The sequence below is a fragment of the Halobacillus campisalis genome, assembly GCF_030345335.1.
Classification (GTDB): Bacteria; Bacillota; Bacilli; order Bacillales; family Halobacillaceae; genus Halobacillus_A; species Halobacillus_A campisalis.
The window spans coordinates 432,416-446,017 of sequence record NZ_JAPVRC010000001.1 but is presented as its reverse complement, the minus strand read 5'-3'; the positions used below and the strand labels follow the sequence as shown (position 1 = coordinate 446,017).

Below are 13,602 nucleotides of genomic sequence, written 5' to 3'. Positions count from 1 at the left end.
CCAGCGTTTAGATTTATTAGGTAAGGAGAAAAGATCTTCTCGGTTCGTAGATGATAATGTTATATCAACGGCGTTTCCGAGCTGCTCATCATCGTAAAGAGCTCCGGGAAATCGCGAGACTCCTGTGGGAAAAGAGTGCTTGGTGAGACCCCGGAGAGCGTTAGCTCGAGGAGGCTCACTGCGCTCCCACGGAAAGGGAGTGGTTTCCCGGAGCTCTAAACGCTGTCAATCATAACGGAAACAGCGCGAATATCTCGAATTTGAGTCTTCCGCTAAAGGGAGCTTACATGAATATCAACACGGAACTTTTACAAAGTCTTTCATTTGAGGAATAGTTTTAGTACAAAAACTAAAAAAGCAGTGCCGATAGTCTGTTAAACTCTCGGCACTGCTCTAATAATTTATCCCATAACTTTCTTTATGACTTTCAATCCTAGCTTAGAACCTGGGTATCTGAAGTTCTGATCGAATTTAGTCGTCTGTTTTGTAATACTTTTTTCATGAGTGAAGGTTTGGAAGCTTGCCTTGCCATGATAGCTTCCGATACCACTCTCACCTACACCGCCAAAAGGGAGGTGAGGGTTAAGAATATGATAGAGCGTATCGTTAATGCATCCTCCGCCAAATGAAAGGGACTCCGTTATTTTCTTCTGGTCGTCTTCGTTTTCTCCAAAATAATAAAGCGCGAGTGGTTTCGGGCGTTTTCCGACACGTTCGATGACTTCATCTAATTCATCATAAGTCAGGATAGGAAGTATAGGTCCGAAGATTTCTTCCTGCATTACAGAGTCTTCCCATGTGATCTGATCCATGACTGTCGGCTCGACACGCAGTTTATTCGAATCTATACGTCCGCCGATCAATATTTCCCCTTCATCCAAATAGGCTGAAAGTCGATCAAAGTGTTGACGGTTGACGATCTTCACATAATCTTCATTAAGAAGAGATTCTTCACCATAGAATTCATGGATATATTTCTTGATCGCTGCAACTAGGTCGGCTTTTATCTCGTGATGAACATAAAGATAATCTGGAGCGATACAAGTTTGGCCTGCATTAGTGAATTTACCCCATACAATTCGTTTGGCAGCCAAATCTATCGATGCATCATGGTGGACAATTGCTGGACTTTTGCCGCCTAATTCAAGAGTGACAGGGGTAAGACGTTTACTGGCTTGTTCCATCACTTTTCTGCCAACAGCAACACTGCCTGTAAAAAACACATAATCGAGAGGCTGATCGAGCAGCTCCTGTGTCGTCTCTTTATCACCTTCTACTACGGCAATATAATGAGCTGGGAAATACTGTTCGACCATACGTTTGATCACCCAGGAAACGGTAGGAGTTAATTCAGACGGTTTTATGATAACGGTGTTCCCCCCGGCAATGGCTCCGATAACAGGGGCTAAAGCCAGCTGGATAGGGTAATTCCAGGGTGCAATTACAAGTGTCGTACCATACGGCTCTTTAATAATATAATTCTTTGACCCTGTATGGGTGAGGGGTGCTTTGACCTTTGTAGGTGCCATCCATGATTTCAGGTGTTTTAAATGATCGTTGATCTCACTTTTCAAAAAGGCAATTTCCGATGTATATGCTTCATACTCGGACTTTCCTAAATCGAATTTAAGAGCTTTCAATATCGGTTCTTCAAAAGTATCAAGCATTTTTTTCATCGTAAGCAGCTGTTCTTTACGAAACTCATAGCTTTTTGTATGACCATTGCTATACCATTCTTTTTGCAATTTCACTAGCGTATTCATGGGAAACCTCCTCGGTTTACGTTATTTTGTGCTGATAGAAATCAAAAGCGAGTGTAGTATTCGGAAATATATCTTGCGCTTCCTGCTCTAATTCTTTGATCAACTCTCCATGATAACGAGAGGAAAGATGAGTTAAGATTAATTCTTTTACACCTGATTGTGCAGCTAACGTAGCAGCTTGTTTCACTGTGGAATGATAATAATCATATGCCATTGCTTCTTCATCACTTGCAAAAGTTGCTTCATGAACTAGGACATCCAAGCCAGACAGCTTTTCTTTCAATTCTGGTAGGTAACGCGTATCCCCAAGGATAGCCAGTCTTTTTCCTTTTTTAGGAGGACCGAGGACATCTTTCCGATGAATGATCTGGCCGTCATCCAACCTGGTGGTTTCTTGCTGTTTGATTGTTTGATAAATAGGTCCAGGGTTAACGCCTAACTCTTTTAGACGTTCAGGCAGAAGTTCACCGAGTTTATCCTTTTCGTGAATGATGTACCCGAAACTTTCCAAACCATGCTGCAGTTTTACTGCTTCTACCTTAAAAGAATCATCTTCGAATAATAATCCTTCCTCTACTTCTTCCACAAAAAGCGGATATTTAAGCCTCGTTCCACTTACATGCAGGCTGATTTCAATAAAAGATCTTAAACCGCTGGGTCCATAAACCGTTACAGGGGTTTCTCCACCCTGGAATGAGCGGCTGCTAAGCAATCCAGGCAGTCCATAAATATGGTCGCCGTGAAGATGCGTGATGAATATTTTTTCAATGCGTCTAGGTCTTATATTCGTGTTAAGAATTTGATGTTGGGTCGCTTCTCCGCAGTCAAATACCCATGTCGTGCCACGCTTCTCGAGAAGTCGCAGCGCGAGTGAGGAGACATTGCGGTCTTTAGATGGTACACCTGATCCTGTACCGAGAAAAAAAAGTTCCATATATGTATCCTCCTTCCTATCTATAATACCACTGAGACTTTACGGATACACATAAATTTCCCTATAGAAAAACTGCCGGTTATCAACGGCAGTTAAAATCTTTTCACGAAGCAAGCTCTTTATAAAAAGAAAGGTCAGTTTGGAAAATATATATTTAATTAGTCATTTTATATTTTTGTAGAATTTTTTCAACTCTTTCAGGGAATAACGCTGATTGCGCCATTCAATGCCTCCGCGTAAATAAGTGAGCAGTAAGGCTCTCATTAACATGTAGATAAATAATAAAGCAGAAAAAGGCAGACCAAGAATGATCCAAACTGGATAGTTTGTGAATCTCCGGGTCGACATAGCGTATAAGTGAAATAAGAGAATAACGATTAGTACGCTAAGGATTTGAACTGACAAGGGACCGAACACGATAAAATAGAACGGTAATACTTGAGAAATGAAAACCCCTGATACAGCAAAAATAGCCAAGGTAATCGAATAATTCAACCCTGCCAGGGCATTTTTTTCAAATCCTTTGAGAGCACTGCGAATGTTCGGGTACCATTCAACACTTAGTAAATGAATAGCTGTAACTAATCGTTGATGATAACCGGCTTTTTTGACGTTTACTCCTAAGGCTAAATCATCGTCTGGACGAAGTCTTATTTTCTTATGACCGCCAATAGCTTCGTAACATTCACGCTTAATCATTTGAAAAGCACCTATACCGATGCCCCCTTTATTAGAAGAACTATTCGCGCTCCATGGTCGTTTTAAATAACTGAAACCAAACAAAAAGAAAGAAATCAATCCCTTGAGTCTTAGTGAGGAAGCATGTAAATCAGGAGCAGCGGTCACATGATCTGCCTTCGAATTTTTCGTGTAAGTGAAGATGCGGGCTAATGCATGTGGTTTAAAATGGATATCGGCATCCGTAAACACCAGCCAATTCCCTGATGCCACGTTAGTTCCTATGTGTAAAGCATGATTTTTTCCAAGCCACCCCTCAGGAAGCTCTCTTATACTGACCAGCTTTACATTCTCGTACCTTTTAGAAAGAGACTGTGCGATTGGTTCCGTAGAATCTGTGGAACGGTCATTAATGATTATGATTTCAAGATTGACTTCCTTTTGCTCAACTAGTGATTGTATAGTCTGGTGAATTGCCGAGTCCTCATCTTTAGCGGCAACGATGACGGAAATGAGCTCAACATTAGTCTGATAAGGATAATGATCAATGGAGGGAATCCTGCGGAACCCCCTTTGAAATTCTATCCATACGACCACCCAGAATAGGAGCAGCACGGCATATAAATACGGCCACATTTACTCTTTCTCCGATTTCTGGATTTGGGTGCGGTATTCCACAGCTTCGTAAGGACAATCTGTAAAAATAGCATCGCATTTCAATTTAAAGCATCTATTCATATCAGCCGGACGATTTATGGTATAGACCCGTAACGATAATTTATTTTTATGACAATCTTTCACCAGCTTTTTATCTAATAATCTGTAACGGACATGAAGGGACGTCGTTCCGAGCTTTTTTGCGAATTTCACTAAATTGTGACGCTTTTTAGATGTCAGAAAAGCTGTTTGGACGTGCGGGTCGATTTCATTTATCGTCTTAATACTGTTGAAGTTGAAGCTGGAAATGACGGTGCGATCGAGCATTTGATGGGATTGCAGAGCATCATAGACTAAGCGTTCGATTCCTTTATATTCAATAACGTTGGTTTTCAGTTCCAGATTTAGTAACATGGGTAAAGTTTTAAACCAGCAAAGAAATTCATCCAATGTTACAATAGAACAGTCAGAAAATTTTGTAGAATACCAGCTGCCAGCGTCCAGTTTCTTGATTTGCTCGCATGTGTATTCCTGAACTAAACCAGTACCGTTCGTAGTTCTACGGACGTTTTCATCATGGATAATGACGGGTACCCGATCTTTAGTCAGCTGGACATCAATTTCAATTCCTTCAGCTCCTGATTCGCAGGCTAGCTGAAAAGCAGGCATTGTATTTTCTGGAGCTAGATTACTTGCTCCTCTATGAGCATATATCAAAGTTTTCGACATGAATATCACCAACGATCTTTTTAAGTTTATTGTAGCTTTGGTAAATGGTTTTATAAAATTATTGATGGTTAACATAATGATTGATTCTTCATAAAAATCTATTCACCGTTATGGCAGGATTGTTGAAGACGAGTCCGGGGTAATCGGGATTCGTAACCGACCTTATACCGAATAAATTGTCTTAATTTGATATCAACAAGGACATCTAACAGAACCTTAAAAAAGGAGCGTTTCTAATGCACAAATGGCAAACGAAGCAGCAATTGACGGATTTACTTTGTTCACTAGTTGAATACCCTAGTATAACAGGTACTAAAGCAGAGATCGCTATTTTCGAGTACCTTAATTATATTCTAAGTGATCATGAATATTATCAAAAACATCCTGATCATTTACAGCTGCATCCTTTAGAAGATGGCAGACAGCTTCTATCAGCATTAGTGAAAAAAGATGAAGCGAAAGAAACACTGGTGTTGATCGCACATGCCGATGTAGTATCAGTCCAGGATTATGGTTCTTGGGAAAACCTGGCTTTTTACCCGAAAGAGTTGACTCAAGAGTTACATAAAAACATCGATAAACTACCCGGTGAAGCCGCTCGCGACCTAAAAACCGGCAATTGGATTTTTGGAAGAGGTACTATGGATATGAAAGCCGGGTTGACGGTGCATCTATCCTTGCTCGAGAAAGCGATGGATGGAGAGTTCGATGGCAATTTACTGCTGCTTGCTGTGCCTGATGAAGAGGTGAATTCAGAAGGAATGTTAGCCGCACTCCCGGTACTTGATGAGATGCAGGAAAAGTTCGACCTTAACTATAAGGCTGCAATAAATGCAGAACCAATGTTCAGTAAGTTCCCAGGGGACCCATCTTACTATTTGTATACCGGTTCCATTGGCAAAGCGCTGCCCGGCTTTCTTTGCTATGGAAAAGAAACTCACGCAGGGGAGCCTTTCGGAGGGCTTAATGCTAACTTGATGATTAGTTACTTAGCTAAAGAGCTTGAACTGAATGAAGCGTTCATTGAAGAAGTAGACGGGGAAAGAACACCTCCTCCAATAAGCTTAATGCAAAGAGATTTGAAAGAAGAATATTCTGTTCAGACTCCTCAGGCTGCTGTCACGATGTATAACGTGTTATATATGAAGCAGTCCATTAACGATATCAACGCTAAATTATTAAAAGCAGCGAATCGAGCGAAAGAGAAGATCATTGAGCATTATCATAAACAAGCTTCATATTATATGCAAGATGAGCAGCAATCAACGTTTGATCCATCCATTCAAGTAATGACTTACGATCAGCTTTATAAAGCTGCGGTTTCTCGATATGGAGAAGGGGAGGTCAAAAGAAGAATCAATCTGCTCATCAAGCAGCGTGATCAAGGCGATCGTGATTTTTCTACAACTATCGTCCAAAGTTTGGCAGCTCTCTGTAAAGACTTAACCCCGATGATGGTACTGTTTTATAGTCCGCCATTTTACCCGGCTGTCTCATCAAATAACGATCCTCTTATTAAAGAGACGGCAAAGTTTGCAATGGACTATGCTAAACAGCATTTTGGAGTAGATGTCCAGACACAGGAATATTTCCCTGGCTTGTCAGACTTGAGCTTTATAGGTCCCGTATCTACGAGTTCCTCTATAAATGAATTAGTCCAGCAAATGCCGATTCAGGGGAAAGGTTTCAACCTGCCATCAAATCTGATGGAGTCCGTGACGATGCCGATTATTAATATCGGTCCGTTAGGCAAGGATGCTCACCAGTGGACAGAACGTCTTGAGCTGACATACAGCTTTGAAAAACTTCCACAGATTTTAACTAGTACTATTCATCAATTATTTAAATCTTGATCGTACCGCCGGTCGGTTTCCGGCGGTTTTTTATAATGGATAAATAAAGGTGCTTGTTTTAAGTCGTAGGATAATCGTTTTAATCATGCTACAATAAAAGAAACGAAATGAATGAGTATTCATTAATTTTGGGGGTTCTTTATGAAAACTTTAAAAGATACGATCCATAAACTGACGATTCCTACTCCTTACGCTGTAGGGGATGTGCATGTATATGTACTGGAAGGGGAAGCGGTGACTTTAATTGATGCAGGTGTTAAAACTGAAGAAGCCTGGGAATCCATGAAGAAGCAGCTTCTGGAATTAAACATCACCCCTGAAGATATTGAACAGGTTGTATTGACGCATCATCATCCTGACCACATGGGTCTCGTTGAAAATTTTCCTAACGTTCGTCGAATAGCCGGCCATCCTAAATTGAAACCTTGGCTGGAGCGTGATTCTAAATTTTTTGATAGGTACGAACAATTTTTTCATGATATGTATAGCGAAGCTGGGGTGCCGAATGAATACTTTCACTTGTTGAAAGGGTTACGTAAGCCTTTGAAATGGACAGCTGAAGGGAAACTGAATATAGAATTACTTGAGGGAGACCCGATACCTAATCATGAAGAGTGGCGAGTTATAGAAACACCTGGCCATGCGCAGAGCCACCTTTCCTTTTTTAGACAAGAAGACGGGGCTCTGATAGGAGGAGATCATTTACTCTTCCATATTTCTTCTAATCCTTTATTAGAGCCTCCTTTTCAGCCGAATGAACCACGCCCTAAACCCTTAATTCAATACCGTCAATCTATGAAAAAGTTATTGGCATATCCGATAACAACTGTTTATCCAGGTCATGGTAAAACCTTCAATGGAGTAGACGAATTAATAGAAAAGCGGATTCTTAAGCAAGAGGAACGGGCACTTAAAGTCAAGGAGATGTTTGTGAACGGACCGCTGACAGCTTTTCAAGTCTGTGAGCAGTTATTCCCTAAACACATTACGACACAGTTCGGTCTCACAATGTCAGAAACGATTGGACAGCTTGACTATCTCGAGGAAACAAATCAAATAGAAGTAAACCATCAAGGTAGACTAAAAAAATATTATGTAAACAGGTGAGGTTATGAAATCATTATCAGGGAAAAAAATATTAGTTACAGGCGCTTCTAATGGATTAGGAATGTATTTAGCCATTCATATAGCGATGCGGGGCGGGGAGCCGATATTAGCTGCTCGTTCTTCAGAACGTTTGAAGAAGTTAGCAGAAGTGATCAAAGTTAAATTTGGTGGAGAAGTGCATTGGTATTGTGCTGATTTATCTAGAGATGAAGAGTGGAAGAGTATCCTTATGAAGATTCGTGATGAACAGGGACCGGTTGATGCTGTCATAAATAATGCGGGAGTTGGAAGGTTTAGCGAAGTAGCAGAATCAAATTGGGAAGATATAGAAAATATGCTGTCTGTCAACGTTACTTCAGTCTTCAGAACGACCCACCACGTACTGCCCGAATTACTCCAACATGGAAAAGGTCATATCGTAAATATTGCGTCTCAAGCAGGGAAGATGGCGACCCCGAAATCCGCTGTCTATTCTGCGTCTAAACATGCTGTTCTCGGTTTCTCGAATGCGCTGAGAATGGAAGTGAAGAACCAGGGGGTTTATGTCACATCGGTGAACCTCGGACCGGTAAAGACTAATTTTTTTACACAAGCCGATCCGTCCGGTGCGTATCAAAAAGCAGTAGAGCGATTTATGCTTGACCCTAACAAAGTCGCTCATAAGATCGCCGACAGCTTATTTACTCCTTGCCGTGAAATCAATTTGCCTGCCTGGATGAATACAGGAAGCAAATTGTATCAACTCGTGCCGTCCGCTATGGAGAAATTGTTAGAGAGTCAATTCCGAAAAAAGTAAACGTGTGATTTGAATTGCTTAAGAAAATTAATTAGGATAATGGAAAGAGGTGATAAAAGTGAAATTAAACATCACAGATGCAGCCCATGAGCAATTGAAATTGCTTCAAATTGAAGAATATTCTTATTTGAGATTGTATTATGATACAGAAGGAATGGGGTGTGGGGTCAATGGATTACCTACCATCCGTTTAACGAATAACTATTATGATAAAACAGATGATCGAGTCGAAAACGAACAGTACAGTGTCATTATCGATCATCAGCAAGCTACGTTTTTCAGAAAAGAAATGAAGCTTGATTTTATAAAAAATACATTCCGGTTATCCAGTCCAGAAGGGGTACTGAACCCGATCATTCCAACAGTAAGTGTTAAGAAAGAGGCGGTATTATGAGTAAGCATAAAGGTGGAAAAGAGTCCCTTTCATTGAATGATGATATGCTGAATAAACTCCGCTCTAAGAAAGAAGAGTTGAAAAAACATGAAGATGAACGTTTAGAGAATGAACGACAGCAAAGAATTCAACAGAAAAAAGAACGTGAAGCTAATAAAAGCTTCGAAGAGTTACTGGAAGAAAGTGAGTTGGATTGGGAGAATTTCAAAAAATAAAGTAGACAAAATCAATAAATACGCATAGTTAGTATTGCACTTGGAGAGGAGACGTTCGTTCTTCTCCATTTCTCTTCAAGGAGCGTTTATCTAAATGTGTATTTTTCTTCATAAAAAAGGAAATTCCGAGAATTCGGAATTTCCTTTTTGGGATTATAATCTTTTTTCTACAAATCTTTTCATGCGCTCCATCGCTTCATCAAGCTGTTTAATAGAAGTCGCATAAGAACAGCGGACGTAACCTTCACCACCAGATCCAAATACTTCGCCAGGGACGACAGCCACTTGTTCTTCTTGTAATAACTGCTCCGCAAATTCTGCGGACGATAATCCTGTTTCCTTGATAGAAGGGAAGGCATAAAATGCGCCGCCCGGGTTAGGGCAGGACAAGCCAATTTCGTTCAAGCTGCTCACTATGAAATTCCTTCTTTGTTTATAGCTTTCAGTCATCTCCTGAACACTTTGGCGACCATTTTTCATGGCTTCTAGTGCAGCGTGCTGAGCCATCGTAGGCGCACACATCATCGTGTATTGGTGGATTTTAACCATAGCAGCTATGATATCGGCCGGTCCAGCAGCGTAGCCTAGCCGCCAGCCCGTCATGGCGAATGCCTTAGAGAACCCGCTGATCAAAATAGTTCGCTCTTTCATTTTTTCAATGGAAGGGAAGCTCGTGTAATTATCATCATATGTGAGCTCAGCATAAATTTCATCTGATAATACAAGCAAGTCATTTTTCTCAATAACTTTCGCTAGCTGTTGCAACTCTTCTTTATTTAAGAAAGTACCAGTCGGGTTATTTGGGTTACAGAGCATAATCGCTTTTGTTTTTGGCGTAATGGCTTCTTTGACTTGTTCTGGTTTAAGTTTGAAGTCATCTTCCGCTTTGGTTTGAATCGTAACCGGAGTTCCGCCTGCTAAACTCACGATCGGCACGTATGCTACAAAGCTTGGTTCAACTACAATTACTTCATCTCCAGGCTCGACCACTGTCCTTAATGCTAAATCGATCGCCTGACTGGCCCCGACAGTAACAACGAGCTGTTCATTTGGATCGTAATCCAATTGAAAACTGCCACTTAAATAGTTGCTGATTTCCTCGCGCAGCTCAATCATACCTGCATTTTCAGTATAAGATGTATAGCCCTGTTCAAGCGCATGGAAACTCTGTTCGATAAAATTCCAGGGAGTAACAAAATCCGGCTCGCCTACTCCGAGAGAAATAACATCATCCATCTGTGCTGCCAAATCAAAAAAACGTCTGATTCCAGATGGTTTCAAATTTTCAACTTGCCTGGATATATAAGAAGTTGTCTTCATGGTGATACCACAATTCTTTTATCATCGTCATCATCATCATGTAATATAATGCCGTCATGTTTATACCTTTTCAAAACAAAATGTGTTGTCGTCGATAAGACAGAATCGAGAGCAGATAGTTTTTCAGAAATAAACTTACCTATTTCTGTCATCGTTTTTCCTTTCACAGATACTGACAGGTCGTATGCACCTGACATTAAATAAACTGCTTTCACTTCTGGGAACCGATAAATACGTTCAGCTACTTTATCAAATCCAACACCACGTGCAGGTGTCACTTTGACGTCCACCATTGCTGTAACTTCTTCTGTATCTAAGACTTTTGCCCAGTCTATCAGTGTTGAATAGCCTAGAATGGCCTTTTTCTCTTCCAAATCACGCAGTAACTCCGAAACCTCATCTATACTTTTACCCATTAACTTTGCGATTTTTTCAACTTTTAAGTTAGCATTTTTTTCAATTAGCTTTAGTAATTCCACTTCGATTTCTTTCATTTTAAACACCTACTTTTTCTCTGATTCCTATCATTCTATCAGTATTGATAAAGAACGAAAACCCTATCGAGTAGTTATTTCTCAAGCTTGACCATTTGGTGCTCAACTTTCCTTACAATTCGTTGAAAGCCAGATTCGTAAAATGAAAATTGTAGAGAAGGAGAAACGGAGAACGAGCGATCAGGAAGACAGTAAAAAATGCGCAGAAGTAGCCGTCTCTGCGCATTTTTTACTTAGTTAATTTACCTGTGCTTATCGTACGTATTGGCTTTTGTCATCGCTTGGATCTCGCCGAAAATCTGTTCTGTCAAAGGGGCTGCTTCTAAATAACTCAAATTATCTTGCAGCTGGTCGACTGAACTTGCTCCAAATACAGCAGAAGCTACTGTATCATGGTGAAGAATGTATTGCAGAGCTAAAGCTTCAGACGAACGCTCAGGAGCTTTGTAATCCTGCCATTTTTTCACAACGGCGAGTATCTCTTCATAGCTGTAGCTCAGAAAACCATCTTTACCTTTCTCTTTTGCTTTTTCTTCTCCGTTCGAAGAAAGCATTCCTTTTGCGAGAGGACCGCGAGCCAGCACACTGATTTCATTTTCTTTCAATAGACTAAGAATTTCTTCTTCTGGTCTGCGGTCAAGTGCGCTGTACTGCATCATGACACTGGCAATATTAGATTTTTCCACGAACTCTCTTATGACATTCGGTCGAATGGAAGAAATTCCGTATTCTCTAATAAGTCCTTCTTGCTTTAATTCATCAAACGCTTCAATGGTCTCATCTATGGGATCATCGATTGTTCCGCCATGCAGCTGGTACAAATCGATATAATCTGTACCTAGACGCTGAAGACTATCTTTGACGCCGCTTTTTATGTGAGATTTGGAGGGGTCCCACGTCCACCCGTCTTGACCAGGGGTGAAATTGTTGCCCACTTTTGAACCGATAACCAAATCTTCTCGTCTTCCTTTTATCGCTTTTCCTACTATTCGCTCATTTTCACCAAAATCATATAAGTCGGCTGTATCAAGGTAATTGATACCTGAGTCTAGTGCACGATCGATTATGGATTTGGCTTTGTTTGAATCTGTGCCGAGGGACATACACCCTAAGCTGATTTCTGATATTTCAATAGATGAATGGCCGATTTTTCGAGTATTCATGAAATCTCCCTTTCTGCTTACCTTTTTAATTCGAAACCTTCCTTCTCTATGATAAACTTACAATAAATCGAAAGAGAGGAAGACGTATATGCGCAAATTTGAAGAAGTGACCACACATACAGAAGAGATATTTAAAGGTAAAATCATAGATTTGAATGTAGACACTGTTACATTACCCGATGGAAATACATCTAAACGAGAACTGATTAAACACCCTGGTGCTGTAGCTGTAATTGCGGTTAAAGAAGATGGGAAAATCATCTTTGTAGAGCAATATCGTAAAGCACTCGGAAAAAGCACACTGGAAATTCCAGCAGGTAAATTGGAAAAGGGGGAAGAACCTCTAATTACAGCCAGAAGGGAATTAGAAGAAGAGACCGGATATACTTCTGACAATTTAGAGTTAATCAATTCATTCTACACATCTCCGGGTTTTGCGGATGAACTCGTCCATATATATTTTACAGACGATCTAAGGAAACTAGAAGAAAATGTAGAGGGGGATGAAGATGAATTTGTCGAACTGGCCGAGCTCGACATAGAGGAAGCAGTGCAGCTTGAAAAAGAACAAAGAATTCACGATGCGAAAACATCCTATGCTTTACTCTACCTCAAGCTGAGAGGGATCAAGTAAGTAAAAGTGTTTGTGGAATTACATATCCATATTGCCAACTGAAATGGAAGAATTCTAGGGAACCTCTCTTAAAAATGGTCTACTTCACTCCTTTTCATCATAGATTGTTTAAAGATCGTTGATGAGAAAGGATGAAGAATCCATGCAGCGCGGTGTCAAAATGGTCAGAAATGATATCAATAACCATATGAGTATTTTTGTATTTATCTTTGTACTATTTATCATGGGAATGGTCTTTGGTGCTATCATTGTGAACAGCATGAATTTTGTTCAGAAAGAGGATCTCTTTTTTTATCTGAACCAATTTTTCGAGCAGATGGTGAACATGGAATCCACAGATAAAACAACTTTGTTAAAGGACAGTATTCTTTATCATGTAAAGTATATGCTCTTATTATTTTTTCTGGGAATATCTATTGTAGGTATGCCGATCATCACGGTTCTACTATTTATCAAAGGTTTAGTAGTAGGTTTTTCAGTTGGATTTTTAGTGAATCAGATGGGGTGGTACGGGCTATTACTGTCTTCTGCATCCATTGCTCCACAAAACTTATTGATCATTCCTGTTTATTTGCTGGCGGGCGCGCTGGCTTTGCTCTTTTCTTTAAATCTATGCAAGCAATTGTTCATAAAAAGGGTGCATCAGCCTATCCTGCAAGCCTTCGCAAGATACAGCTTGCTTTTTGGAGCCTTATTATTGCTGCTCATTGGGGCAGCTGTAGTGGAAGTATTTATTGCCCATCCACTCTTAGAAGTGGCAGTGAAATGGGTCTATAAGTAATCGGAATTATGTAATAATGATTATCATTAACAGTTTATAATCATTATAATTTGACACTCTTTCCTTCTCTGCTTATAATGAAAT

14 protein-coding genes are annotated in these 13,602 nt (G+C 40.2%); 7 read left to right on the top strand and 7 right to left on the bottom strand.

The window, feature by feature from the left end; all coding sequences use genetic code 11:
• Positions 1-401 precede the first annotated feature (401 nt).
• From O2Q26_RS02240 to O2Q26_RS02225, 4 genes are all read right to left on the bottom strand, one after another.
• Complete coding sequence (locus tag O2Q26_RS02240) at positions 402-1,763, bottom strand: aldehyde dehydrogenase (protein WP_289214375.1); 1,362 nt, start codon at positions 1,761-1,763, stop codon at positions 402-404.
• Between the two features lie 16 nt (positions 1,764-1,779).
• Entirely contained in the window at positions 1,780-2,697 is a 918-nt protein-coding gene (gene rnz, locus O2Q26_RS02235; protein ID WP_289214374.1) for a ribonuclease Z, read from the bottom strand.
• A gap of 162 nt (positions 2,698-2,859) precedes the next feature.
• The gene (locus tag O2Q26_RS02230) at positions 2,860-4,011 is read right to left on the bottom strand and encodes a glycosyltransferase family 2 protein (RefSeq protein WP_289214373.1); all 1,152 of its coding nucleotides are present in this window, start codon (positions 4,009-4,011) and stop codon (positions 2,860-2,862) included.
• The gene (locus tag O2Q26_RS02225; protein WP_289214372.1) at positions 4,012-4,761 is read right to left on the bottom strand and encodes a glycerophosphodiester phosphodiesterase; all 750 of its coding nucleotides are present in this window, start codon (positions 4,759-4,761) and stop codon (positions 4,012-4,014) included.
• Positions 4,762-4,997: 236 nt separating this feature from the next.
• Between O2Q26_RS02225 and O2Q26_RS02220 the strand changes: the two genes are divergently transcribed.
• The 5 genes from O2Q26_RS02220 to O2Q26_RS02200 all read left to right on the top strand — a co-directional run bounded on the left by O2Q26_RS02220 (position 4,998) and on the right by O2Q26_RS02200 (position 9,126).
• Entirely contained in the window at positions 4,998-6,614 is a 1,617-nt protein-coding gene (locus O2Q26_RS02220; RefSeq protein ID WP_289214371.1) for a M20/M25/M40 family metallo-hydrolase, read from the top strand.
• A 141-nt stretch (positions 6,615-6,755) separates the two neighbouring features.
• Positions 6,756-7,721, top strand: a complete 966-nt coding sequence (locus O2Q26_RS02215) for an MBL fold metallo-hydrolase (protein ID WP_289214370.1) — start codon at positions 6,756-6,758, stop codon at positions 7,719-7,721.
• Positions 7,722-7,725: 4 nt separating this feature from the next.
• On the top strand, positions 7,726-8,517 hold the full coding sequence (locus O2Q26_RS02210; protein ID WP_289214369.1) for an SDR family NAD(P)-dependent oxidoreductase: 792 nt from the start codon (positions 7,726-7,728) through the stop codon (positions 8,515-8,517).
• Positions 8,518-8,575: 58 nt separating this feature from the next.
• Positions 8,576-8,911 carry an iron-sulfur cluster biosynthesis family protein gene (locus O2Q26_RS02205; protein ID WP_289214368.1) on the top strand — a complete coding sequence of 112 codons (336 nt, stop codon included), beginning with the start codon at positions 8,576-8,578 and terminating at the stop codon, positions 8,909-8,911.
• Entirely contained in the window at positions 8,908-9,126 is a 219-nt protein-coding gene (locus O2Q26_RS02200) for a YqkE family protein (RefSeq protein ID WP_289214367.1), read from the top strand. The genes O2Q26_RS02205 and O2Q26_RS02200 overlap by 4 nt, the downstream gene beginning before the upstream one ends.
• Before the next feature lie 153 nt (positions 9,127-9,279).
• Here O2Q26_RS02200 and O2Q26_RS02195 read toward each other — a convergent pair whose 3' ends face one another.
• The 3 genes from O2Q26_RS02195 to O2Q26_RS02185 form a co-directional block, all read right to left on the bottom strand.
• Complete coding sequence (locus O2Q26_RS02195; RefSeq protein WP_289214366.1) at positions 9,280-10,446, bottom strand: aminotransferase; 1,167 nt, start codon at positions 10,444-10,446, stop codon at positions 9,280-9,282.
• Positions 10,443-10,940 (bottom strand): Lrp/AsnC family transcriptional regulator, encoded by a 498-nt coding sequence (locus O2Q26_RS02190; RefSeq protein WP_253936629.1) that lies wholly within the window; start codon positions 10,938-10,940, stop codon positions 10,443-10,445. The genes O2Q26_RS02195 and O2Q26_RS02190 overlap by 4 nt, the downstream gene beginning before the upstream one ends.
• Positions 10,941-11,182: 242 nt before the next feature.
• Positions 11,183-12,103 carry an aldo/keto reductase gene (locus O2Q26_RS02185; protein ID WP_289214365.1) on the bottom strand — a complete coding sequence of 307 codons (921 nt, stop codon included), beginning with the start codon at positions 12,101-12,103 and terminating at the stop codon, positions 11,183-11,185.
• Positions 12,104-12,191: 88 nt separating this feature from the next.
• Between O2Q26_RS02185 and O2Q26_RS02180 the strand changes: the two genes are divergently transcribed.
• Both O2Q26_RS02180 and spoIIM read left to right on the top strand, forming a co-directional pair.
• Positions 12,192-12,737 (top strand): NUDIX hydrolase, encoded by a 546-nt coding sequence (locus O2Q26_RS02180; RefSeq protein WP_253936631.1) that lies wholly within the window; start codon positions 12,192-12,194, stop codon positions 12,735-12,737.
• 142 nt (positions 12,738-12,879) lie between these two features.
• Positions 12,880-13,518 (top strand): stage II sporulation protein M, encoded by a 639-nt coding sequence (gene spoIIM, locus O2Q26_RS02175; protein WP_289214364.1) that lies wholly within the window; start codon positions 12,880-12,882, stop codon positions 13,516-13,518.
• Positions 13,519-13,602 lie beyond the last annotated feature (84 nt).

Coding starts and splice junctions, on each gene's coding strand:
- O2Q26_RS02190 (WP_253936629.1), bottom strand. CDS start 10,940: ATGAAAGAAATCGAAGTGGAATTACTAAAGCTAATTGAAAAAAATGCT.
- O2Q26_RS02240 (WP_289214375.1), bottom strand. CDS start 1,763: ATGAATACGCTAGTGAAATTGCAAAAAGAATGGTATAGCAATGGTCAT.
- O2Q26_RS02200 (WP_289214367.1), top strand. CDS start 8,908: ATGAGTAAGCATAAAGGTGGAAAAGAGTCCCTTTCATTGAATGATGAT.
- O2Q26_RS02230 (WP_289214373.1), bottom strand. CDS start 4,011: ATGTGGCCGTATTTATATGCCGTGCTGCTCCTATTCTGGGTGGTCGTA.
- O2Q26_RS02210 (WP_289214369.1), top strand. CDS start 7,726: ATGAAATCATTATCAGGGAAAAAAATATTAGTTACAGGCGCTTCTAAT.
- O2Q26_RS02185 (WP_289214365.1), bottom strand. CDS start 12,103: ATGAATACTCGAAAAATCGGCCATTCATCTATTGAAATATCAGAAATC.
- O2Q26_RS02225 (WP_289214372.1), bottom strand. CDS start 4,761: ATGTCGAAAACTTTGATATATGCTCATAGAGGAGCAAGTAATCTAGCT.
- O2Q26_RS02220 (WP_289214371.1), top strand. CDS start 4,998: ATGCACAAATGGCAAACGAAGCAGCAATTGACGGATTTACTTTGTTCA.
- spoIIM (WP_289214364.1), top strand. CDS start 12,880: ATGCAGCGCGGTGTCAAAATGGTCAGAAATGATATCAATAACCATATG.
- O2Q26_RS02215 (WP_289214370.1), top strand. CDS start 6,756: ATGAAAACTTTAAAAGATACGATCCATAAACTGACGATTCCTACTCCT.
- O2Q26_RS02195 (WP_289214366.1), bottom strand. CDS start 10,446: ATGAAGACAACTTCTTATATATCCAGGCAAGTTGAAAATTTGAAACCA.
- rnz (WP_289214374.1), bottom strand. CDS start 2,697: ATGGAACTTTTTTTTCTCGGTACAGGATCAGGTGTACCATCTAAAGAC.
- O2Q26_RS02180 (WP_253936631.1), top strand. CDS start 12,192: ATGCGCAAATTTGAAGAAGTGACCACACATACAGAAGAGATATTTAAA.